This is a genomic window from Lysinibacillus sp. GW821-FHT14F06 (assembly GCF_058803665.1).
Map to the genome: position 1 here is coordinate 257,295 of NZ_JBXAPF010000001.1, position 20,421 is coordinate 277,715.

General features: G+C 34.2%; 22 protein-coding genes and 1 pseudogene. 13 read left to right on the top strand and 10 right to left on the bottom strand.

The genetic code is table 11. The features are described 5' to 3' along the window. Positions 1-82: 82 nt before the first annotated feature. Positions 83-982: a hypothetical protein gene (locus AC1RNS_RS01235; RefSeq protein ID WP_492990206.1), complete on the bottom strand. Its 900-nt coding sequence runs from the start codon at positions 980-982 to the stop codon at positions 83-85. Between the two features lie 766 nt (positions 983-1,748). On the opposite strand from AC1RNS_RS01235, the gene AC1RNS_RS01240 reads away from it, so the two are divergent. Then, a complete protein-coding gene (locus tag AC1RNS_RS01240) occupies positions 1,749-2,258 on the top strand; it encodes a MepB family protein (RefSeq protein ID WP_492990208.1) in 510 nt (169 codons plus the stop codon). Between the two features lie 2 nt (positions 2,259-2,260). Here AC1RNS_RS01240 and AC1RNS_RS01245 read toward each other — a convergent pair whose 3' ends face one another. Continuing rightward, positions 2,261-2,680 (bottom strand): transposase, encoded by a 420-nt coding sequence (locus AC1RNS_RS01245; RefSeq protein WP_492990448.1) that lies wholly within the window; start codon positions 2,678-2,680, stop codon positions 2,261-2,263. Here AC1RNS_RS01245 and AC1RNS_RS01250 point away from each other — a divergent pair. Beyond that, positions 2,617-3,156 (top strand): DUF2812 domain-containing protein, encoded by a 540-nt coding sequence (locus tag AC1RNS_RS01250; protein ID WP_492990210.1) that lies wholly within the window; start codon positions 2,617-2,619, stop codon positions 3,154-3,156. The genes AC1RNS_RS01245 and AC1RNS_RS01250 overlap by 64 nt on opposite strands. A gap of 10 nt (positions 3,157-3,166) precedes the next feature. On the opposite strand, the gene AC1RNS_RS01255 is transcribed toward AC1RNS_RS01250, so the two are convergent. After that, entirely contained in the window at positions 3,167-3,913 is a 747-nt protein-coding gene (locus tag AC1RNS_RS01255) for an IS4 family transposase (RefSeq protein WP_492990212.1), read from the bottom strand. A 97-nt stretch (positions 3,914-4,010) separates the two neighbouring features. After that, positions 4,011-4,292 carry a transposase gene (locus tag AC1RNS_RS01260; RefSeq protein WP_492990214.1) on the bottom strand — a complete coding sequence of 94 codons (282 nt, stop codon included), beginning with the start codon at positions 4,290-4,292 and terminating at the stop codon, positions 4,011-4,013. A 139-nt stretch (positions 4,293-4,431) separates the two neighbouring features. Between AC1RNS_RS01260 and AC1RNS_RS01265 the strand changes: the two genes are divergently transcribed. Beyond that, complete coding sequence (locus tag AC1RNS_RS01265) at positions 4,432-4,815, top strand: hypothetical protein (protein WP_492990215.1); 384 nt, start codon at positions 4,432-4,434, stop codon at positions 4,813-4,815. A gap of 362 nt (positions 4,816-5,177) precedes the next feature. Here AC1RNS_RS01265 and AC1RNS_RS01270 read toward each other — a convergent pair whose 3' ends face one another. Next, positions 5,178-5,744 (bottom strand): hypothetical protein, encoded by a 567-nt coding sequence (locus AC1RNS_RS01270; protein ID WP_286927401.1) that lies wholly within the window; start codon positions 5,742-5,744, stop codon positions 5,178-5,180. A 131-nt stretch (positions 5,745-5,875) separates the two neighbouring features. Beyond that, entirely contained in the window at positions 5,876-6,658 is a 783-nt protein-coding gene (locus AC1RNS_RS01275) for a hypothetical protein (RefSeq protein ID WP_492990217.1), read from the bottom strand. A 572-nt stretch (positions 6,659-7,230) separates the two neighbouring features. Here AC1RNS_RS01275 and AC1RNS_RS01280 point away from each other — a divergent pair. Beyond that, positions 7,231-7,701, top strand: a complete 471-nt coding sequence (locus AC1RNS_RS01280; protein WP_492990219.1) for a hypothetical protein — start codon at positions 7,231-7,233, stop codon at positions 7,699-7,701. A gap of 356 nt (positions 7,702-8,057) precedes the next feature. On the opposite strand, the gene AC1RNS_RS01285 is transcribed toward AC1RNS_RS01280, so the two are convergent. Continuing rightward, the gene (locus AC1RNS_RS01285; RefSeq protein WP_492990221.1) at positions 8,058-8,357 is read right to left on the bottom strand and encodes a site-specific integrase; all 300 of its coding nucleotides are present in this window, start codon (positions 8,355-8,357) and stop codon (positions 8,058-8,060) included. Positions 8,358-8,908: 551 nt separating this feature from the next. Between AC1RNS_RS01285 and AC1RNS_RS01290 the strand changes: the two are divergent. The 5 genes and pseudogenes from AC1RNS_RS01290 (at position 8,909) to AC1RNS_RS01310 (ending at position 13,248) form a co-directional block, all read left to right on the top strand. After that, positions 8,909-9,424: pseudogene (locus AC1RNS_RS01290) on the top strand (kinase). 422 nt (positions 9,425-9,846) lie between these two features. After that, positions 9,847-10,419 carry a class I SAM-dependent methyltransferase gene (locus AC1RNS_RS01295; RefSeq protein WP_492990223.1) on the top strand — a complete coding sequence of 191 codons (573 nt, stop codon included), beginning with the start codon at positions 9,847-9,849 and terminating at the stop codon, positions 10,417-10,419. Beyond that, positions 10,420-11,007, top strand: a complete 588-nt coding sequence (locus tag AC1RNS_RS01300; protein WP_492990225.1) for a DedA family protein — start codon at positions 10,420-10,422, stop codon at positions 11,005-11,007. Positions 11,008-11,048: 41 nt separating this feature from the next. Beyond that, positions 11,049-11,750: a response regulator transcription factor gene (locus tag AC1RNS_RS01305; RefSeq protein ID WP_492990227.1), complete on the top strand. Its 702-nt coding sequence runs from the start codon at positions 11,049-11,051 to the stop codon at positions 11,748-11,750. A 31-nt stretch (positions 11,751-11,781) separates the two neighbouring features. Then, on the top strand, positions 11,782-13,248 hold the full coding sequence (locus tag AC1RNS_RS01310; RefSeq protein WP_492990449.1) for a sensor histidine kinase: 1,467 nt from the start codon (positions 11,782-11,784) through the stop codon (positions 13,246-13,248). Here AC1RNS_RS01310 and AC1RNS_RS01315 read toward each other — a convergent pair. Both AC1RNS_RS01315 and AC1RNS_RS01320 read right to left on the bottom strand, forming a co-directional pair. Further along, positions 13,232-13,537, bottom strand: coding sequence for a hypothetical protein (locus AC1RNS_RS01315; RefSeq protein ID WP_492990228.1), 306 nt, complete (start codon positions 13,535-13,537; stop codon positions 13,232-13,234). The two genes, AC1RNS_RS01310 and AC1RNS_RS01315, sit on opposite strands and share 17 nt — an antisense overlap. Positions 13,538-13,884: 347 nt before the next feature. Continuing rightward, positions 13,885-14,763, bottom strand: a complete 879-nt coding sequence (locus tag AC1RNS_RS01320; RefSeq protein WP_492990229.1) for a LysR family transcriptional regulator — start codon at positions 14,761-14,763, stop codon at positions 13,885-13,887. Between the two features lie 102 nt (positions 14,764-14,865). On the opposite strand from AC1RNS_RS01320, the gene AC1RNS_RS01325 reads away from it, so the two are divergent. The 4 genes from AC1RNS_RS01325 to AC1RNS_RS01340 all read left to right on the top strand — a co-directional run bounded on the left by AC1RNS_RS01325 (position 14,866) and on the right by AC1RNS_RS01340 (position 19,676). Next, positions 14,866-16,038: a YbfB/YjiJ family MFS transporter gene (locus AC1RNS_RS01325; protein WP_492990231.1), complete on the top strand. Its 1,173-nt coding sequence runs from the start codon at positions 14,866-14,868 to the stop codon at positions 16,036-16,038. 90 nt (positions 16,039-16,128) lie between these two features. Beyond that, a complete protein-coding gene (locus AC1RNS_RS01330; protein ID WP_492990232.1) occupies positions 16,129-16,815 on the top strand; it encodes a DNA alkylation repair protein in 687 nt (228 codons plus the stop codon). A gap of 369 nt (positions 16,816-17,184) precedes the next feature. Then, positions 17,185-17,343: a competence pheromone ComX gene (comX, locus tag AC1RNS_RS01335; RefSeq protein ID WP_427548832.1), complete on the top strand. Its 159-nt coding sequence runs from the start codon at positions 17,185-17,187 to the stop codon at positions 17,341-17,343. A 23-nt stretch (positions 17,344-17,366) separates the two neighbouring features. Continuing rightward, positions 17,367-19,676: a sensor histidine kinase gene (locus tag AC1RNS_RS01340; RefSeq protein WP_492990235.1), complete on the top strand. Its 2,310-nt coding sequence runs from the start codon at positions 17,367-17,369 to the stop codon at positions 19,674-19,676. Positions 19,677-19,907: 231 nt separating this feature from the next. Here the strand turns inward: AC1RNS_RS01340 and AC1RNS_RS01345 are convergent, their stop codons facing one another. After that, a complete protein-coding gene (locus AC1RNS_RS01345) occupies positions 19,908-20,420 on the bottom strand; it encodes a methylated-DNA--[protein]-cysteine S-methyltransferase (RefSeq protein WP_492990237.1) in 513 nt (170 codons plus the stop codon). Position 20,421 lies beyond the last annotated feature (1 nt).

Consider the following 20,421-nt stretch of genomic DNA (forward strand, 5'->3'; position numbering starts at 1 on the left):
CACATCCATATGGACAAAACCTTCGCGACATTACCCTGGGAGACTAATACTTTCTTTTGCAAACGTTAAATAAAAAGTCGAATTATTTTCCATAATAATTATTCAAGGTTGCTTCTAAGCGTTCTTCTAAATTCTTAGAAATATAGTTCAAGGCGAATTGCTCTTTTTCCATCTCAATTTGTGAGGAACGAAACATTTTCACGAAAAAGCCTACTTTTCTTTCCTGTGAAAATTGCTGTAAGGCCTCTGTGCGCAATATGGATACAATTTCATTCTCAATATGACGCTCACGTATTTTTTGAACGATGGTCTTCACGTTTTCTCCCTGCAGCTCTTGAATTTGTTTTTGTAAATTTTCATTTTCTTGTTTCAGCTCAGCTGTTTCTTTTTGTATGTCTTCAAAAGAACTTGACTCAGTGGATAGTAATTGAATTTTTTGTGTAAGAAAATCTTGATTAATAGCTACTTGCAGGGCTCCTTGCTCTTCATTTGGCAAGATAGTAAAGAGTCCCGTTTGGATTATCTGCTGTAAGACATTTCCGAGAACATCGACTTTATTGGCTAAATCATCATTAATCATCGTTGTTGCAGTTATTTGATGATTAGGGAGTTGACCATGATCATCAATCCCTAATAAATTCTTCAGACCTTTAACACGGTGCTTGTCCTTTAATAATAAAATCATCCGAAGTCTTAAAATGGCAGAAAGATTTAAACGAATATTGGTGTTTGGGCTATTTGTAGCATCATTAAAAATATACTGTTCAAATGGCTTAATATAGTAACGAAGCATCGCATCAGTGATATTAAACCAACCAGCTACTTCTGAAATAGAATAATAATTTGATTCCTTAATATGTGCTAAATAAGCATCATTATAAAGAGTTTCTTCTAATGGTGTATCTTGTTGTAAAACAACAAATAATGGGTCATGTTGTACAATTTCGAGTACCATTTCCTTTGCATCATTTAGTTTCAGCATCCTTTCACACCCCACTTTAATTTTCGAAAAAAATGACCTCTATATAGGTTCTATTCTTCTGGAAGCATTTGTATGCCTACTTTATGTAGGAAAAAATCAATAGCTACAATTTTGTGAATGCTTTCCTCTATAAAAAAGAGACTAAAGTTGGGTGATGGAAATGAACACTGTACGTAAGAAAGTTAATCAGCATAGAGTCAGGCTAATCAATCAACAGGACCACATAGCTTTTTTCAGTTGTAAAGGGTGCTCAAAGCGAGCTGCATACAAGCCTACTAAAAAGTGCCGAGGATGCAAGTTTATAAGGAACTCAGGAGCAATGGGAAAGAGCTGAAGCAGATTATTCAGTTGCGTAGGTGGAAGACGTAAGTGAAATAAAAAAGACCTCGAGTGGGTATGTCTGGGTCACGCCACTTGAGGTAAACATAAATTTCACTAAGGAAATAAAAAATATAGCTATTCTGATAATTGGTGTAAAGGGTATTTGAAAGATATTGCGAAGCGAGAAAGGTTATTAAATGAAATTCATAAATTGGTTTTAGGATGAATTTGTTTATACGAAAATAGGAATAATCGCTGGATGGGCATGGTTTGTAATATTGATTTTGGGTTTAATTATTGATTTGGCTAATGAGCAATAGAAACAAATGGTACAGTAAATCTAAATAAAAATACTAATGAAATAAAACCTTTTAATGAACAATTACGGTGACAAGTCCGGAAATGATATACTAGTATATCTTAGTATACGATAAGGAGTAAAACTATGAATAAATTTAATAAGACGTTAGCATATGTAAATGAATTACTATATGAACCTAATAATTTAACTATAAAAAACATCCAAGAAGAGACTCAAAATTCAGATTATGGGGCTGGGATATTTCAGTTAAATTCCAAATCGATTAGATTTAGAGTCGCAAAAATAACACCTACCAAGATAGGACAGTTTGTTTCATTTTGGGAAAAGGATGAAGCTAATAAAAACCAAGCATTTACATATGATAATGCTACTGATTTATTGGTAATAAATACCTTTAATGATAATGGTGATTTTGGTCAATTCGTTTTTCCAAAAGAGATTCTTTTACAACAAAACATCCTTAGAACCTCTAGTACAAAGGGAAAAATGGCAATTAGAGTTTATCCTAGATGGGATACTCCCACTAGCAAACAAGCGATAGCAACACAAAAGTGGCAATTACCGTATTTTTTTCATATTAGTGATGTGAATAGTTTACCAATACATGAGCTATTAAAATTATACACCAACTAAAATTAGATATCTTTAACTGTGTCATTCAAATAGTTACTGTACACGAGATGAAAGCGATCCAGCACATGAATCGCAGCTGGATAAACGGCTTGTATCGCGTTCGCCATCGTTAGGGCGAAATCACTGACCACCGCACGAATAGGACCTGTTACTTTCTGTAAAACAGCGGTAATGGCGTCTTGATTTTGGTGAGGAACAATCGCCAAAATACGACCTGTGTCGGCATTTAAAACACTGGTCGCATAATTGTGTCCTTTGCGCAAGGCGAACGCATCTACACAGATAGTTGTGGCAATTTCTTCCGTTAATTCATCTGCTGGAAAAGAAACTTCGAAAAAGATGGTAACGGTACTAGCATTTGGATAAGCTTGGAGTACAAAGCGAAAACTCCTCTCGTGGTTTGTCTCGACAACAATTACGATACGTGAGTTTTCGCTTTTCTTCTAGACTGAAATGTAAAATTATTGAATTAATAGAAAATCAATCACGTTATGATGAAGAGCCTAATATAAGTGTTTATAGTATTTTATTCCAAAATAAGAGAGGGATTTTTATTATGATAATAACGAAATATCGTATTTTTATAGATGCTCAAAAAGAAACAGATTGGTTAAATGCAATGGCAGTTAAAGGATACGAACTTGAGAAAACTAATGGGTTCTCCTATCGCTTTAAACAGTCTGAAGAGACAAAACAATATAAGATCGTTTATACAAAAAATAAAGAAGAAGCTAATTCGTTTATGTCGGAAGAGAACAATATTCATTGTAAAGCTTTTGTCAACGGGTACGCATATTTTGAAAGTAAATCTTCTAACGGACCATTGTTATTCAATAACAATTTAAGTAAACAAATAAAACTACTAAAAAGTATAAACATTGGATATCACACGTGTTGATTAACCAAATTCATCCAGTACTTACTTGATACAGTTCCTGATGAAATGTGAGTATTTCTTTGAGACCGATGTACCACTCGACAGGTAGGGTTGCACAAAGAAGCCGGCGTTTAAAACCAGCGAAGGATAAGCGTTTACAGTTGTTTTTCTTGTGTCCTTCGGTATGTAAAAACTTTAGTAACACATAGGCAATTAAAGCCGCAAAAAGCTGATTAAATACCGCATTTTTCGTCGTGCCAAATAACACAGGCACATTTAAGTTCTGTTTAATCCAGCGAAAAAAGGATTCGATTGCCCAGCGTTCTTTGTACATACCTGCGATTTCTTCTGCCGTTACATCACGGAGATTCGTGACAACTCGTACAATCCTACCTTCATAATCTGTAAACTCAACAACACGGTGGCGTTCTTTTGTTTGTTTTTGAGCTGTGCCAAGTGTACACGTGAAATCAGCGATGATATTGGCCTCTTCAACGGCAGCTTTTTTTAACGATTTTTTGCGATTTAACTGGATATTATCCTTTAAACGAATGACGAAATCTTGATTTGTTGTCACATAGCGATCGACTTTATCCATGGAAAAATAAGCACGATCTGCAACGATAATAAACCCCTTATCTTCCAATTCGACACCGATAGGACCATCATGCTTCAGACCAGTTGTTTCAACGACTTGAAGGGGCATCCCTGTGCTATTTGTAAAGCTAACATGCAGTTTAATACCGGAACGTTCACCGTGATAAAGCGCCCATGGCAAGCGTTTTTCCCGACTGTGATTGTTGTGGAATCAATCGCCAATAGCTCTTTTTTCAGTTTCAGTTTACGTCTCGCTGCCCGGTTTAATCGGCTGACAATCAACTCAAAAATACGTTGACAATCAGATAGTACAGTTCACCTAAACGTTTGGAAAGCGTAGAATAATCTACTGGTTTCAAGCCTTTCTCTATTGCCACATCGGAAGCGTAACGTAAGCTTTTCCATTCAAATGCAGCTGCGCCAACTAAGTAATTTAGAAGCGTTGGTACATCACATTTACGAGCCGTATCTTCAAAACTAAATTCAGCGAGAATTCCATCGATTTCTTCCTGTGAAATAAAGTTTTGAAGTAGTGTGAAAATCGTGGTATTCTTAGCCATGAGAGATTCCTCCTCGTAAAAGTTTGTGTGGTAACTTACATTTTACATGGAATCTCTCTTTTTTATTAGGTTTTCATGGTAAAAACTAGTTAATCAACAGACGTGTTCTATTAATATTGTAGCAGGTGTTTACTATAATTTGGGAACAGTAAATGGCAAACCTTTGAATGGTACGCCTTTAGCAAGTGGGGGATTCAATTCGAATTTTAGTCCTAAATTATGGAAAGTTTCGGGTTCGTCCATTGTAACACCAGAGCAAGAAGCAGCACTTAAAATGCGACAACCCTACTCACTACCCGAACGTCAAGAAGCAAATGAATTTGTAGCAGTTTTTATGAGCCCCTCTCGGTTAGCAGAAGGAAAAAAATCTGTGGATAGTATAAATGATGATGCTATGTTTGCGCAACATTTCCCAAAATTCGCTGAGGGGATAGGGCTTGATTTAAGTCAACCGTTTACCATCAATGGAAAATCGTTTACTTATTCGCAAGGAACATTGCAAATGACAGATACAGAAGATTAACCAAAAGAGTCTGATTTTACATGGTTATATGGTGCATCAAGTGGCTGGTTCCAAGTTCCATTACTGAATAGAAGGGGTGAACTAGGTTATGATAAAGGCTTATGTAATCCTAAATATGCTAAGTTATTCAAACAAAACACATTTACTTCAGCCATCAATGCGTGTACAAGGGTAATTTAATATTAGCTACGAATTAAGTACAAATAAAAAAAGAGTAGCTTTTGCCACTCTAACTAAAGAATTGTCATTTCATTTGCCATCTCTAACATAAAGATTGTTTATGGAAATTCGTAACCAGTAAAGTCTTACTGTCAAGGGATGTATCCTAATCTTAAAATATTAGGATAGTGCAGTTTGAAAAATTAGTTATATTCTACAATCATTTTACTACCACCAAATACAGTGAATCCATCCATGCCTGTATGTTGCATCAGAACAGTTCCTTCTATTTGGACAAACCATAGACTACTAGCATTGTCACCTGCAAAAGCTGTTGTTTTGCTTGTAGATGTAGGTGTATTAGTCTTTTGGAATTTAACAGTTGCTGTAGTGCCATCACCATTTGTAAGACGATAATTATCAATGGATGTATAGAGTGATTGTGTCACAGATACATTAGTTGGACAATAAATCGTAACACTAACAACTTTTGAACCCGTAGGAATTACTTTACTTAAATCAATATTTTGCCCAATAGAACTAATTTTACCTGTCGACCTTGATGTAGCAAAATCCTTAGCTAGTGTACTTGTTGTCGATTGATTAATTGCATATGTTGCATAATCCTCCAATACATCTACTAATGGTACTTCAACAGTTTTTATTTCTGTCAAGTTCTCTGTTAGCGCACGTTCACTTGCAAGAGTAGCAGGAGTACCTGTAGATAATACCATAGCTGCTGTTAATCCAGCATATAGAAGCTTTTTCAAATTCAATCCCACCTTATTTCATTTTTCAAATATTTCCAAACTGCACTATAACCATAAATTAACAAAAATAGATATTTGTAAAATAAATTCAAATTAAATAGTTAAATAATAGTAAACTTACAAAAAATGATTTATTCTTGCTGGTTTGATAAATTTTTTAACTCATTCTTTGCTTGGTCTACAAACGACCAATATATTTTATTAAACTCATCCTTCTTTTGTTGTTCGGCAGGTGTTAAACCATAATGCCACTTGTCATTAATGCTTGTTAATAATGTCTGTCCTCCAACTACCACTTCATAGTCGTAACCACCTAAAGAATTTTGCCTCGGTTTAACGATACCATCAGTAGACATGGCTATATTTTTCTCTATTCCCCCATCCCTTTTACTTAGATAGGTGACAAGCGATAATTCTCCTAAAGGTGTCGCATTTTCGTTTTCTTCTGCTTCAAATTGTTTAATGGCTTTCATAGCCTGTTGATGTAGTGCTTGGCGGTCAGGTGATACAGGTGAAATATATTGTGCACGTAATATGGCAAATTGTCTATTAATGGCATGATTTTCATCATTATTTCGATGTGTTGAATCATTGGCTGCTTTTGCCGTTCTCCTAGCTAACGCTTTCATTTGTTCTATTAATTCATCCTGTGATGGTACTTGTTTCCCTTTGGTTGGTAACACATCCCAATCAGGTGTTGTTAAATCATTGGAAAACATGGAGGCTGTTTTGACATTGGTTTGTTTCCCAATTTCATGGGGTGTGTAATTCCATAGCGAATTGTCAGTTTGGGTGCTTTTTGTCGTAGGGATATAGGTTTCTGTTAAATGAGTTTGATTATCTTTTTTCTTCGTGTCATTACTTGCTGTGTTGACAGAAGTAGACTGTATTTGTGAGAAATTTGTAATTTTCATGATTGAATTTCACCGCTTTCAATATAGTTAGTTTTCTATAACATTTATAAAAGTAACGCTCAATAAATAAATTGATACATAAAAAATTTTATGATGTTAAACAAAATTAAAAAGGATATAACAAACTACACACCTCCTATGTCCAAATCAAAAGATATCAATTATATGGTAAAAGAGGAAATATATATTGTTGATTGTATCAGAATATTAGAAGGGAGAGAATATAAATAATTAACTAAATATCTATTTTGTCAGATACTTTTTTTGGTAAAAACCTCTATCTGTTATTCAAAACAACGAATCAATTCCTTGCCTTTTGCGTGATACGAAGTGTGCCCAATCTGTGGTTTAATAAATCAAAAAATCTATTTGAGAGGATTTTGTTTTTGAAGGGGAAAAAGATAAGCGCTTTTCCACCCTCCTAAAGATGTACATATTTTGCACATAGTGAATTTGGTAGATTAATTCATGTGTATAAGCAAGGGTATTTTTGTTTATAGACACAAATCGGATGGAAGGAGGCATATCAGATAATAGCACAAACAAACAAAGAAAGAGGGAGGAAGCAGCGAGTGGATAAGAAAAAATGGAAAAAGCCGCTAAATGCCTTCTTAGCGGCAACCTTGGCAACAAGTGGGGTAGCTGTCGTAACTATGCCATATGAGGCAAAAGCAGCTACGGATGTGGTTTATGTAAGTGCAACGGGAGACAATAGCAATAATGGGAAAACGGCAACTACAGCATTCGCAACATTGGAAGCTGCATATAATGCCTTACCAGCAACAGGCGGGACAATTATCATTACGAGTGATTTGGAGATGACAAAGGAAAAAGCCCTTATAGTGAACGATCCCAATAAGACTATCCTAGTAAAGGGTGACGGCGTGCCAAAAACGCTCACTCGCGCAAATGGGTATTTAAAGGTGTTCTTCGCAGCACAGCAAGGTAAACTCACACTAAATTTAATATCTTTAGAGTTTCCAAAAATAATGGGACACTTCTTACTATGGAGTGTCTTTTTTATTTTCAAGTGGGTTGATTAAAATTAACGATTTAACACTAGGTAATCTTTTTGATAGAATAGTTTTCTTTCTCTCCTTATTTATTCTAAAATCTGCCACGAACATAATCTCTCCAATTTTGCCACAACTTAAAAACGCCATCTGTCGGTAAATCATATAAATTATCTATCAAAAGCCTATAAACTGTGATTCAAAATATCTTAGGAAATAAAAAAGGGATATTGCTTTTACACAATATCCCTGTATTTCTCCTTTGTCAGAATTTTAGCGGAGAACCTATTTATTTTTAATTGTTTTATCCATTATTATTAATAATACGGTGCAAATTGTTTTTGTAATTTAACTAAATGTAGATTGCAATATCTCTGCTACTTTCATTATTCAATAGGTGTTTCTTTTTCTGTCCATTTTGCAAAGCCTGTGTTTGTTGGCATCTCAAAATCTTCTGAAAACAAGTGTTTATTCCATCTATAAACTTGTCTAAAAGCTGATACATAACCTTTAATAGTAGTATCCTTAAAGCCGTTCTCCTTTAAAAGCTCTAAAAGCTCATATACATGCTCTGTTTTTATTTGCTTTATACATGTAATTCCATATTTCCACTCCATGTATACCGCAAGCCTTGCAAATTGGCTTTCACTTCCACCAGCCATACAATGTACATAAAATTGGCACATTAGCGTATTTCCTATACCACCTTGGGTATAAACTTCGCCAAGTGCCACGTCTGTTGATTAACTAGTTTTTACCATGAAAACCTAATGAAAAAGAGAGATTCCATGTAAAATGTAAGTTACCACACAAACTTTTACGAGGAGGAATCTCTCATGGCTAAGAATACAAAGATTTTCACACTACTTCAAAACTTTATTTCACAGGAAGAAATTTCGCTGGATTAAACAGAACTTAAATGCGCCTGTGTTATTTGGCACGACGAAAAATGCGGTATTTAATCAGCTTTTTGCGGCTTTAATTGCCTATGTGTTACTAAAGTTTTTACATACCGAAGGACACAAGAAAAACAACTGTAAACGCTTATCCTTCGCTGGTTTTAAACGCCAGCTTCTTTATGCAACCCTACCTGTCGAGTGGTACATCGGTCTCAAAGAAATACTCACATTTCATCAGGACTGTATCAAGTAAGTACTGGATGAATTTGGTTAATCAACACGTGTGATTGGATATAAGCTTTATTTACTGAGATATTATTAATGAACGAGGGGGAAATATGGAGTCAAAACTAATTATCATACGGGGAAACTCTGGAAGTGGAAAAACAACGACTGCGAAAAGTCTTCAAAATTATTTGGGGCATGGAACACTATTGGTTTCCCAGGATGTTGTTCGCCGTGAAATGTTGAAGGTCCAGGATAGAGAAGGGAATCTTTCCATTGATCTAATTCGCCAAATTGCGGAATATGGCAAAGATAAATGTGAATTTATTATTGTGGAAGGGATCTTATATAAAGAGCGTTACGGTGAAATGCTAAAAAACTTAATTCAGTTCTATGACCAAGAGGCTTACGCTTTCTATTTTGATTTATCTTTTGAGGAGACAGTCTTACGCCATAACTCTAGGGAAAAAAAGATGGAATTCGGATAGGATTCTTTACGTGCCTGGTGGAATCCAAATGATTATCTTGGCGTAGCAGGGGAAATGAAATTGACTGATGATATGTCACAAGATAATGTATTGAAATTAATTTTAAATCAACTACCAGTACAAATTGATTTGAAATACTAATTTGTTTGGTTCAACGTTGTACAAGAAGTAAAAGAGCGATACATACTAGTCATGACTAATATGTATCGCTCTTTAATTTATCTATCTTTTTTCAATTTAGTTCTTGATAATTCTAATAATTGGTTAAAATATAACCATCTCAAGGTTCAGGACGGTTATATAAATCTAAAGTTATCAGATTCAATATCTACCTGTCCGTATTTTTTGTACCCCAAGTACCCCAGAAAAAAATGCTTCGTACCCCACATGAGAATACAGTGAAATACAAATAAATAAAGTTAGCTTAAAATATTACATACATAGATGACACAGAAACAAAATGTAAACTCTTAAGAAAAAGTTAAGAAATCTCCTCTTAAATCTTTAAGAAATGCTCGTTATAGTAAAGACATTCACATTTCATCAGATTGGGGAGAACATGAATGCAATTTATAACGTTTCTTACTGAATTTATAAAGCATCCAAAAAATATCGGTGCTGTTTCACCTAGTTCAAAAAAATTGGCAAAAAAAATAGTCGAAGCTATTTGTTTTAAAAAGGCACAATGTATTGTTGAGCTTGGTCCTGGTACAGGCTCCTTTACTAAAGAATTAATGAAAAGGAAGGCGCATACTACAAAGCTAATACTCATTGAAAATAATACCGTTTTTTATAATAGGCTCCATCAACAATATGAGCATGAGCCGAATGTTATCGTAATCTACGGCTCTGCTGAGAATTTAGGGTTGTATATGAAGAACTTAAATATCGAAACAATCGACTATATTGTATCGGGTTTGCCTTTTACATCCTTAAATCCAGTCGTTGCATCACGAATCTTACAAAATGTGAAAGAGTGTTTAGAGGAAGGGGAATTTATTACATTCCAATATTCACTAGTTAAGAAATCATTTATCCAACAATATTTTGATACTATTACACATGAAAAAGTATGGATTAATCTTCCTCCAGCCTATGTGCTGAGCTGTAAGCAGAGAACGAAGAGGGTTAGTTAGATGGGATTGAGTGAGTTATTATCCTTTATAGAGCAATACGGTTATTGGGCATTGTTTTTTAGTCTTTGGCTTGGCATAGTGGGGATGCCGCTTCCAGATGAGATGATTGTAATGAGTGGTGGATTTTTAGGTTCCATGGAAAAAATGTCAGTCTTGAAAGCCTTTATCCTAACGTATCTAGGTGTAGTATCTGGATTGTCTCTAGGCTATATCCTTGGGAAGGGATTTGGACATAAAGTAGTAGATAAATTGCTGAAAAAGAAAAAAGCTAAGTATTTAGTAAAGTCCAAGGAGCTAATAGATAAATATGGGCATTTTGCCTTGGTTATCAGCTATTTTATACCTATAGTAAGACATATTATTCCTTACTTAGTTGGCATGAATAATATGTCTTTTATAAAGTATGCTATGTATTCCTACACAACAGGTTTTATTTGGACATTGCTGTATTTTACACTTGGGTTATTCTTTGGCAAGCATATTGAGTATATTTCTGCCCTGGCAACGCGTTATGGTATTTATTTTGGCATATCTGTCGGTATAATTGGGTGTTTATATTATTGGTATATACGAAAATTAAAAAGATAGTTAAAATTAGGAACAAGTATGATTGAAATTGGTGGGATTGGATGACGAAAGAAACAATACTAATTGTAGATGATGAGAAGGAGATAAGAAATCTTATCGCTATTTACTTAAAAAATGAGGGCTACCATGTGCTAGAGGCAGGTGATGGAGAGCAAGGCTTAAGCCTGCTAAGAAAGCATAAGGTGCATCTCATAGTTTTAGATATCATGATGCCGAAGATAGATGGTATTGAGATGTGTATGAAGGTTAGAGAAATAGCAGAAATGCCCATCATAATGCTGTCAGCGAAATCACAGGATATGGATAAAATCGTTGGGTTAACATTAGGTGCAGATGATTATGTAACTAAGCCCTTCAACCCCTTAGAGCTTATGGCACGCATAAAATCCCAGCTTCGTAGATACATAAAAATGAGTCGAAACGATACGATGAACGAAAATGAGATAGAGATAGGAGATATGCGAATAAATACAGCTACACATGAGGTGATTGTTAATAATGAAAAAGTAAAGCTTACCCCAAGGGAGTTTTCAATACTTGAACTACTTGCGAGAAATCAAGGTATGGTGATGAGCGCTGAGCAAATTTATGAAAAGGTTTGGAAGGAAGAGGCAATCCAATCTGAAAATACAGTAATGGTACATATCCGAAAAATACGAGAAAGGGTTGAGACCAATCCTAGAAATCCTCAATATATTAAAACTGTATGGGGAGTAGGTTATAAAATTGAAAAGGATCAGTAAGCTAGCATTTTATTTATTCATAAAAATAAAAATGCTCTTTATAAAAGCTATCACAAAGGTGCGCCAAAACCTTAGAGTTCAGTTATTGACCACCTTTATTTTCTGTGCGTTTCTAGGGCTAATTGTTGCAAGAGCTTCACTTCCTCTCCTTGGAAATATGAATGAGAGAACTACTATTGACTATAGCCCAGGTATGCAGCAAATTCGTTATCAGGTACAGCATGTAGTAGACAGAGCCATCAACGACAATAGTATTGAAGCCTTAAGACAATTGATTGAGGATGAAAATGTCATGCTTGAAATGAAGCAGAGTGCATTAAAAGTATTAGTGACAGATGAGAGCGGAAAGGTACTGTATAAGACAAAGCAAGCTGAGGAGGAACAAATTAATTTACATAATAAGATAGGGCGCGTAATGGAATTTGCTATTATTCAGCCACTCAATGCACAGACGATTGAGCAATCACGACAAGAATATATAACCTTTTACCCAATAACGATTGAGGATAAAAATTTATATTTATTTGTTAGTGGTATTCCACAAGGGGTATTGTATACAAGTACAACGAAGGGGGACCCGATTTCTTACTTTATTGCGATTGCTGTTTTTACTTTATCTTTCTTTTATTTAACAAAACGAAAAATGAAACAGATTGAGGCACTGGCAAAGGGGGTCATGGAAATCGCAAAAGGAAACCTTGGCTATCGAGTAAAGAAAAAAGGCATCGATGAAATTGCATTATTAACAGAGAATGTCAATCATATGGCTGAAGCAATCATGACCAATATCGAAATGGAACGAAAGATTGAACAACAAAAAAATGAATTAATCACCAATGTATCCCACGACTTGCGAACGCCACTAACCTCGATAATGGGCTACTTACGATTGTTAAGAGAGGGGAGATATGAGACAAAGGAGCAATATGAAGAATATCTTAAAATCGCATTTTCAAAATCCGAGCAATTAAAGAATTTGATAGATGATTTATTTGAATATACGAAGCTAACGAATGAAAATATCGTTATGGGGAAACAAGAGGTTTGCATCAATGAGCTTCTCGAACAATTAATAGAAGAGCTGATCCCACAAGCTGAGGAAAATAATCGTTCATTCGTGAAACATTTTTTGGAAGAGCGTATCTTTACTTTCATTGATACTGAAAAAATGGTCAGAGTCTTTGATAATTTACTTATGAATGCGATTAAATATAGCTCAGGTAACGGCCAAATTTTGGTTTCTTTTGAGCGAAAAGAAAGTCAGGTAATAATTAGTATTGCTAATGAGAGTGATGAATTTACATCAGAAGAGCTGGTGAACTTATTTGAGCGATTTTATAAAAAGGATCAATCAAGAACAAAAGTCGCGGAAGGCTCAGGACTTGGCCTTGCCATTGCTAAAAGTATTGTCGAGCTACATGATGGCAACATCCATGCAAAATATTCGGATAAGATGTTGCATTTTATCATCACGTTACCTGCTATAGCTGCTGAATAGTGATTGTGTGATGGTGAGTTAAATTGTAATGTAGCAATTCATTTATTTTTGTTAAGATATGGGCATCTTTTATCAAGATTTGAAGCTCAGTCTGTTTGTACTGCCGCTGAAACTCAAAAATGTAGTCAATGATAATTTGTAAGTTAAGACTGTTTTTAATTTCGATTTCCACAAAAAACGGTAAAGTCATTTGAGGATGTATAGAGCAGCCACCTCGACGAATCCAAATAGCTTTATCAACATAGTATCGAATAGGTAGCTGACGATTACTGGCAATCAATATATCCATATATTGCTCCTTTATATATACGATTTAACAAAAGCGTAATGGAAATGAGATAAATCGTCAAAGGATAACAATTTAGATAGGAGAAAAGAGCTGTTTAAATCTCGAACAGCTCTTTCATAGTGTTGAAAAACAGGAATTACATTTTGTCGAATACAATAGGAAATCTTTATTTTGAGGGAGGCCTTGGTGAATAGAAGAGAAAATATGCACGAATAACTAATATTTGTGCTAGATAAAAGACCAGTTGTACTTAATAGAATATGGACGCTTGCTTTCCTATGGTATAACAACATAAAAGAGCTGTTCAAACGTCGAACAACTCCTTTTTAAAATGACAAGATAAATTTTTACATGGATGGGTAGTCATATGCAGCAATTGCTTCAAGGAAATCTTTTAGTACAGGAGATTGTACTTCATCATTGCGATAGATAAACCAAGTAGGAACTTGAGCTTTCTTTGTTGTTAGTATATGCAGGGACAAAGATTGGTTTTTCATATATTTTTGAGCAATTGCTCGTGGTAATAAGGTTACACCTAGCCCCGCAGCAACACAGCCAATGATTCCATCCAAGGTGCCAAACTCCATACGATTTTGCGGACGCACACCATCCTCATGCAGCCAGTGCTCTAAAATGGCTCGATAGGAGCAGCCATTGCGAAAAGTAATCAAGGTACTTTTCTCTAAATCTCGTAAGCTATCAATATGCCTATGCTTGCTGGATGTAACTACTACTAGCTCCTCACAAACAAATTCCTTTGCAAGAATATTTTCCTTATACACTGGTCCTGTTACAAAGGCTCCGTCTAATTCATAGTTTTCTAATCGTTCTATATTTTGCTGCGTTGGATTTGTTTGTATTGTAATATCTACTTGTTCATGGGCCTTATGGAACGTCGTTAAAAGTGTGGGTAAGTGAAGTGCCGCTGTCGTTTCCATAGAACCGATACGTAGAAGACCTCTATGCTCATTTGGATTTTGTAGGATTTCAAAGGATTTCTCATAGAGATGTAGCATTTTTAATACCATCTCATAAAACTTTTCTCCCTTTGGTGTTAAGCGAATACCTCGATGTCCACGATAAAAAAATGTTGTCTGATACATGTTCTCAAGATTTTGTATTTTCATAGAGATATTGGATTGCGTGTAATTAAGCGCTTCAGCCGCTTTCGAAAAACTACCAGTTTGCACGACTGTCCGAAAAATTGTGAGATCATTCATATTCATATATTCCACCAGCCATCAATTTATTTGATATCTATTATAACGAATTTGCTCTATTTGTGATACCTAGATTTTCGTTATAGTGAGGATGAAGGGAGGGAAAATATGAACAAGCAAACATTTCAATATTTAATTGGAGGCATTTTCGCATTAGTGATTGCTATGGGGATTGGTCGATTCTCTTATACAGTAATATTGCCATATATGCAAGATACCTTTACCTTTAGTCGAGCAACAGCAGGTTATTTAGCTACTAGTAATTATCTAGGTTACTTAGTAGGGGCATTGGTGGCTGGCCGTTTACAACTAGCAGATAAGCGTATTCCTTTTTTACAAATAGCACTTGTAATAAGTATTTTGACAACGGCTTTGATGGGCTTTACAGATACCGTTATTGTTTGGTATGTACTTCGTTGTATTTCTGGCGTAATGAGTGCGTTTATCTTTGTAGTCGCTGCAAGCCTTGTGCTTGATCAATTAGCAGGGAATGGCAAAGCACATTTATCTGGGCTTTTTTATAGTGGTGTAGGTTTAGGCATTGCATTAAGTGCAATTATTGTATCACCCATTCATGCTCTTTTTGATTGGAATGGAACATGGATTGCCTTGGCAATATTTTGTGTCCTATTGTTTATATTCATTATAATTTTTATAAAACCCGTTACACCAAGTGTTCAACAAAAGGGGAATACAGCCATAGCTTCACTGAAAGCACCCCCTACAACATGGATGAAATGGCTGATTATCGCCTATAGCTTAGAGGGGCTAGGCTATATTGTTACAGGGACATTTATCGTATCCATTGCTGAAGAGTCTACAAGCTTTCATGGAGACGCTGCGTTTGTATGGTTTGTTGTTGGGGTTGCAGCAATTCCATCGTGCATTGTTTGGTCAAAGCTGGCACAACGCTATGGTTATGTAAGGATATTATTGATTTCTATGCTATTTCAAGGGCTTGGCATTGTATTACCAGCCTTTGCAACAAATACAATAACACTTTATACAAGTGCCTTTATTTTTGGCGCAACCTTTATGGGCATTACCACTGTTGCTACAACATTAGCGAGACAGATATTACCAGTAAATAGCCATCAAATATTAGGGTATTTAACTGCTGGGTATGCCTTGGGACAAATGCTAGGTCCTTCACTTGCAGGAGCATTAGCTAATTATACGAACAGCTATCAATATGCAATATTTGCCGCAACCGTCGTTGTCGTCGTAGGGGCCTTATGTCTTATTGGTGGATTAAAATATGAAAAAATTAGTTCTCTGTAGACACTTTAAAATCTTGCTACTTCATTTATTTTTTTATAACATACTAACTTTTTATAGTATGATAAAAAAATAAATGATAGGAGAATATTGATGCATCAACAAATAAGAGAACAACTTATAAATTTAGCTGACCAAGATTATCAAAAGTTTTCATCCTCACTTATCCCAAATTGCCAACATATTTTAGGTATTCGGTTACCCGAGCTTCGAAAAATAGCTAAAAGCATTGCTAAGGAAGATTGGCAGACCTATTTAAAAGCCGCGAGTGATGAATTTTTTGAAGAGGTGATGCTACAAGGGATGGTCATTGGTTATGTAAAGACAAATACCGAGAATCGCCTTTCTTATATATCTTCATTTGTTCCGAAAATAGATAATTGGTCAGTATGTGATAGTTTTTGTACAGGCTTAAAATTTACAAAGGATAATCAAGAGCGTGTATGGACATTTTTACAACCTTATTTTTCTTCAAATAAAGAATATGAGGTACGTTTTGGAGTAGTCATGCTATTAAATTATTTTATTGATTATCATTATATAGGAAGCGTTTTGACCATAATAAATGATATAAAGCATGATGGTTATTATGTTAAAATGGCTGTCGCATGGGCTATTTCCATTTGTTATGTTAAAGTTCCTCTTGTAACAATGGACTATTTAAGAAACAATTCACTGGATGATTTTACTTATCACAAAGCATTACAAAAAATTACAGAATCTAACCGAGTGGAAAAAGAGGCTAAAAATCTAATTCGACAAATGAAGCGGAAAGTTTAGTCCACTTAAATTAAGCAAAGCCATTGTAGGGATGTTTCTCTACTATGGCTTATTTGCTATGGTTCAAATCCACATTGACTAAAGAAGGACCTAGACTCATATTAGTATCTAAATAAATTTGTCAAAAAAAGAATATAAATCCTGTTTTTAGCAAAATTAACCTATAATATATTAAATTTTAGCAATTTTTAGAAAATAATGTTGATATAAATTGTGATATGAAAGATAATATAGGTGTAGTTACATTTATGGTTATTAATCCCTTATAAACAAGTAAATGGTGAATAGTTAATAGAAACTGAAACTTAATTGAATACCTTCAAAAAAGTGTAAGTGTAACTATAAAAACTAATGAAATGAGGAGATTTTATGATTAACATGATTCAATATTTAGTAAAAAATCCGTCGTTAGTATCTTTGTTAAAAGAAAAAAAGGCTTCTCTTGTTGGTGTTACGGAACTTGAACAGAAGGCAATTCTTGAATCTTTTGATGAAGTGCTACGTATAGATCTTCGGCTTTGGTACTAAACAATATTAAAAGTAAGTGGTTTTTGCTTGTAATAAGTATTTATTTGTTAATTGGTTTTTATTTACTTTATTTAACTTATAGCAAAACATTTATAAATATTGGGGTTAAAGAAGAAAATGGAGAATGGTTAGTAGTGGAATCTTATTACAAAGATTGGGCTACTAAACAACAAATCGAAACTGGAGATATTATAATAAATGTAGATGGAACAGGGATTAATAATATTTCTAATATAAAGTATGATTTCATATTACGAGCAGCCAATGATTTATTAATAAAGAAGCCAAATGGTAATTTAATTCATATACACATAAAACCAAGTGATATTCCTCAACAATTTTATTATGTACTTATAGCACCAACTTGTTACTTTTTTTTGACTTTTATAATATCTCTATATTTATTTTTTAATCAAAAGAATAACCTCTTAGTGAATTTACTTATTCTTTTTATACTAACGGTGTCATTGGCTTATGTTAGTATAGGAGTGGCAGGTAGATTAGATAGTGTTGGTATTATTGTAAATCGAAGTAGTATGCTATTTTGCCTAGTCCTATTAATTCATTTTCTAAAGAAATACTTTTTGTTTTTGAATTTAAAATGGATATTTATTAACAATATAAAAGTACTTTATTTACTGCCCCTGATTACTGTTTTTTTAAGTATTTATAGTACTATTTATCCTTCTACTTATCCAATATTCTCTAACCTAACACTTTGGATATTTTTCATTTTACTAACTATGATTCTAAGTATATTGGGATTAAGCTACTTTAAATTTAAAACACCTCAATTAAAAATCTTATTAAGTAGTATCATTATTCCGTTTCTACCATTTTTGTTCCTATATACATTACCAAATATAATTTTTAATAAACAAATACTCTCTGCGGATATCTGTTCATTATTTCTAATGTTAATACCTTATAGTTTTATCTTTACACAGTTAACTGAACGTATATTTGATATGGAGTACTATATAACTCGCTTACGCCATTATTTTAATTTTTCATTTGCTTTTACAATATGGCTGTTATTTGTTTACTATTGGATAACTGATATATCTATTTCAAGAATGACACAAATTTTCCCTTTTACCTTCTTCTCTTTAATAGCACTTTTCTATATTAAAGAAAAAATAGATTATTATAAGCGAAAAATCCTTTTTTCAACAAAAGGTGATCAAATTCATAGAATGTATACGACCATTGATAGTATTGGAAGAGTCATAAAGATTGAAGACTTATTGGAGAGATTTGTTCACGAAGTTGCTTTACATCTTGAGATTAATCATATAGACGTACTAACTTATGATTTACAAACACAACAGGTTACTTCATTAAGTAAATCAAAGGAATCAAAAGAATATACGCAAAATCAAATTGATGAAGTTTTGCTAGAGGAACTAAGCTTGGGGGATATAAAGAAAACAGAGCATTTTTATATTGCTTTTATTCACCAAGATGTAAATTATAAAAGAATACTAGTCGTAGATCATAATAAATCTATCTATCTAAAGGGTGAGGAATTATTATGGCTAGAATTATTGCTTTTATATTTAAATAATTTTATAGAAAATACTAAAATGGTGGAAGAACTTTTAGAACAATTAAAGCAGATGAAGGAAGCAGATAATAACCAGGTGCCTTGGCTCAATAAGTTACTTTGGCTACGATTTGAGCAAGAAAAGTATCAATTAGCGCAAGAACTTCATGATACGATTTTACAAGAGCAGCTCCATATTGCTAGAGAGATGCATGAAGTGATTCATGCAAAGAAAACAACAAATATTCAAACGAACCTATCAAAAGTACATGACCATATGATTGCATCGTTGACTGATTTGAGAGGTTATTGTGAAAATTTAAAACCTCCGCTATTAGATACATTAGGATTAAATGCAGCGCTTGAGAAACTTATCAAAAAATTCCATAAACGTGCTGATTTTGTCCTAATTTACACCATCGATCGTCTTTATTTAGAAGATGAGCGTTTAAATTTGATGATTTATCGCATTTTTCAAGAGTTAATGAACAATGCCTTGAAGCATTCACATGCCAACATTGTCGAAATTCATCTCTTAGAAACAGAGTATGGCTTTGAAATCAATTATTCTGACGATGGTGTAGGATGTAAAATGGATGAAATCATTCTTGCCGATTCAATGGGGATCAGAGGAATGCAAGAAAGGGTACAGACGTTTAATGGAAAGTTTTCTATCAATACCAATGTAGGAGATGGAATGTCCATTCGAATTAAAGTAAATGAAGGAGAAATAACCCGCTCCTATGGCTACGAAACTTATAATAGATGGCCAGTTCAGTTAAAGTAAACACACATGGTTTAGATAATTATAAATCCATGTGTGTTTTTCTAACTAATTATTAATTCTTAAGTTGTGTACATAGATCCATAATTGTTAATATAAAGTAAATTAAAATATGGATTTAAGGAATGTGTATAGCCTGAAAAAAACCTGTGCCTTTATTAAGTATGGTCTTTGAGTTTTTATAGCTTACATTTTGTTTCATTCGATTTATCTCTCCTTTACGTGAAATACCCCTTACAAATGAGCATTCAATTTCTCTAACTCTAACAGTTTTTTCTTCATTTCAAGCCCTCCACGATAGCCTGTTAATGCGCCATTTTTTCCTACTATGCGATGGCAAGGAACCGCTAGTAAAATTGGATTTGCGCCAATAGCTGTACCAACGGCACGAACAGCTGCTGGCTTATTAATATAGTGGGCAATATCTGAATAAGTCTTTGTTTGTCCATAAGGAATTTCATTTAGCGCTTTCCATACTAAAAGCTGAAATGGTGTACCCCTGTAATCAATGGAAAATGTAAATTCAGCCCGTTCTCCTTCAAGATACTCGATGATTTCATCACAATAAGCAGCGAGTAGAGCTGTATTTTCGACCAGCGTAGCTTTAGGATATTTTTTCTTAACCCATTCACTCACTGCTGCATAAGGCTGATTTTGTGATCCAACGTATAAAAGATGTTGGGGTGTTGCTGCGACATAGAGATGCCAATCCTTATGTTGAAGTAAAGACCAATAAATGCTGTTCATT

Excerpts from the sequence above, each read along its gene's own strand:
- AC1RNS_RS01285 (WP_492990221.1), bottom strand. The coding sequence starts at position 8,357 with ATGTGCCAATTTTATGTACATTGTATGGCTGGTGGAAGTGAAAGCCAA.
- AC1RNS_RS01240 (WP_492990208.1), top strand. The coding sequence starts at position 1,749 with ATGAATAAATTTAATAAGACGTTAGCATATGTAAATGAATTACTATAT.
- AC1RNS_RS01330 (WP_492990232.1), top strand. The coding sequence starts at position 16,129 with ATGCATCAACAAATAAGAGAACAACTTATAAATTTAGCTGACCAAGAT.
- AC1RNS_RS01275 (WP_492990217.1), bottom strand. The coding sequence starts at position 6,658 with ATGAAAATTACAAATTTCTCACAAATACAGTCTACTTCTGTCAACACA.
- AC1RNS_RS01310 (WP_492990449.1), top strand. The coding sequence starts at position 11,782 with ATGCTCTTTATAAAAGCTATCACAAAGGTGCGCCAAAACCTTAGAGTT.
- AC1RNS_RS01305 (WP_492990227.1), top strand. The coding sequence starts at position 11,049 with ATGACGAAAGAAACAATACTAATTGTAGATGATGAGAAGGAGATAAGA.
- comX (WP_427548832.1), top strand. The coding sequence starts at position 17,185 with ATGATTAACATGATTCAATATTTAGTAAAAAATCCGTCGTTAGTATCT.
- AC1RNS_RS01260 (WP_492990214.1), bottom strand. The coding sequence starts at position 4,292 with ATGGCTAAGAATACCACGATTTTCACACTACTTCAAAACTTTATTTCA.
- AC1RNS_RS01320 (WP_492990229.1), bottom strand. The coding sequence starts at position 14,763 with ATGAATATGAATGATCTCACAATTTTTCGGACAGTCGTGCAAACTGGT.
- AC1RNS_RS01295 (WP_492990223.1), top strand. The coding sequence starts at position 9,847 with ATGCAATTTATAACGTTTCTTACTGAATTTATAAAGCATCCAAAAAAT.
- AC1RNS_RS01325 (WP_492990231.1), top strand. The coding sequence starts at position 14,866 with ATGAACAAGCAAACATTTCAATATTTAATTGGAGGCATTTTCGCATTA.
- AC1RNS_RS01300 (WP_492990225.1), top strand. The coding sequence starts at position 10,420 with ATGGGATTGAGTGAGTTATTATCCTTTATAGAGCAATACGGTTATTGG.
- AC1RNS_RS01345 (WP_492990237.1), bottom strand. The coding sequence starts at position 20,420 with ATGAACAGCATTTATTGGTCTTTACTTCAACATAAGGATTGGCATCTC.
- AC1RNS_RS01315 (WP_492990228.1), bottom strand. The coding sequence starts at position 13,537 with ATGGATATATTGATTGCCAGTAATCGTCAGCTACCTATTCGATACTAT.
- AC1RNS_RS01235 (WP_492990206.1), bottom strand. The coding sequence starts at position 982 with ATGCTGAAACTAAATGATGCAAAGGAAATGGTACTCGAAATTGTACAA.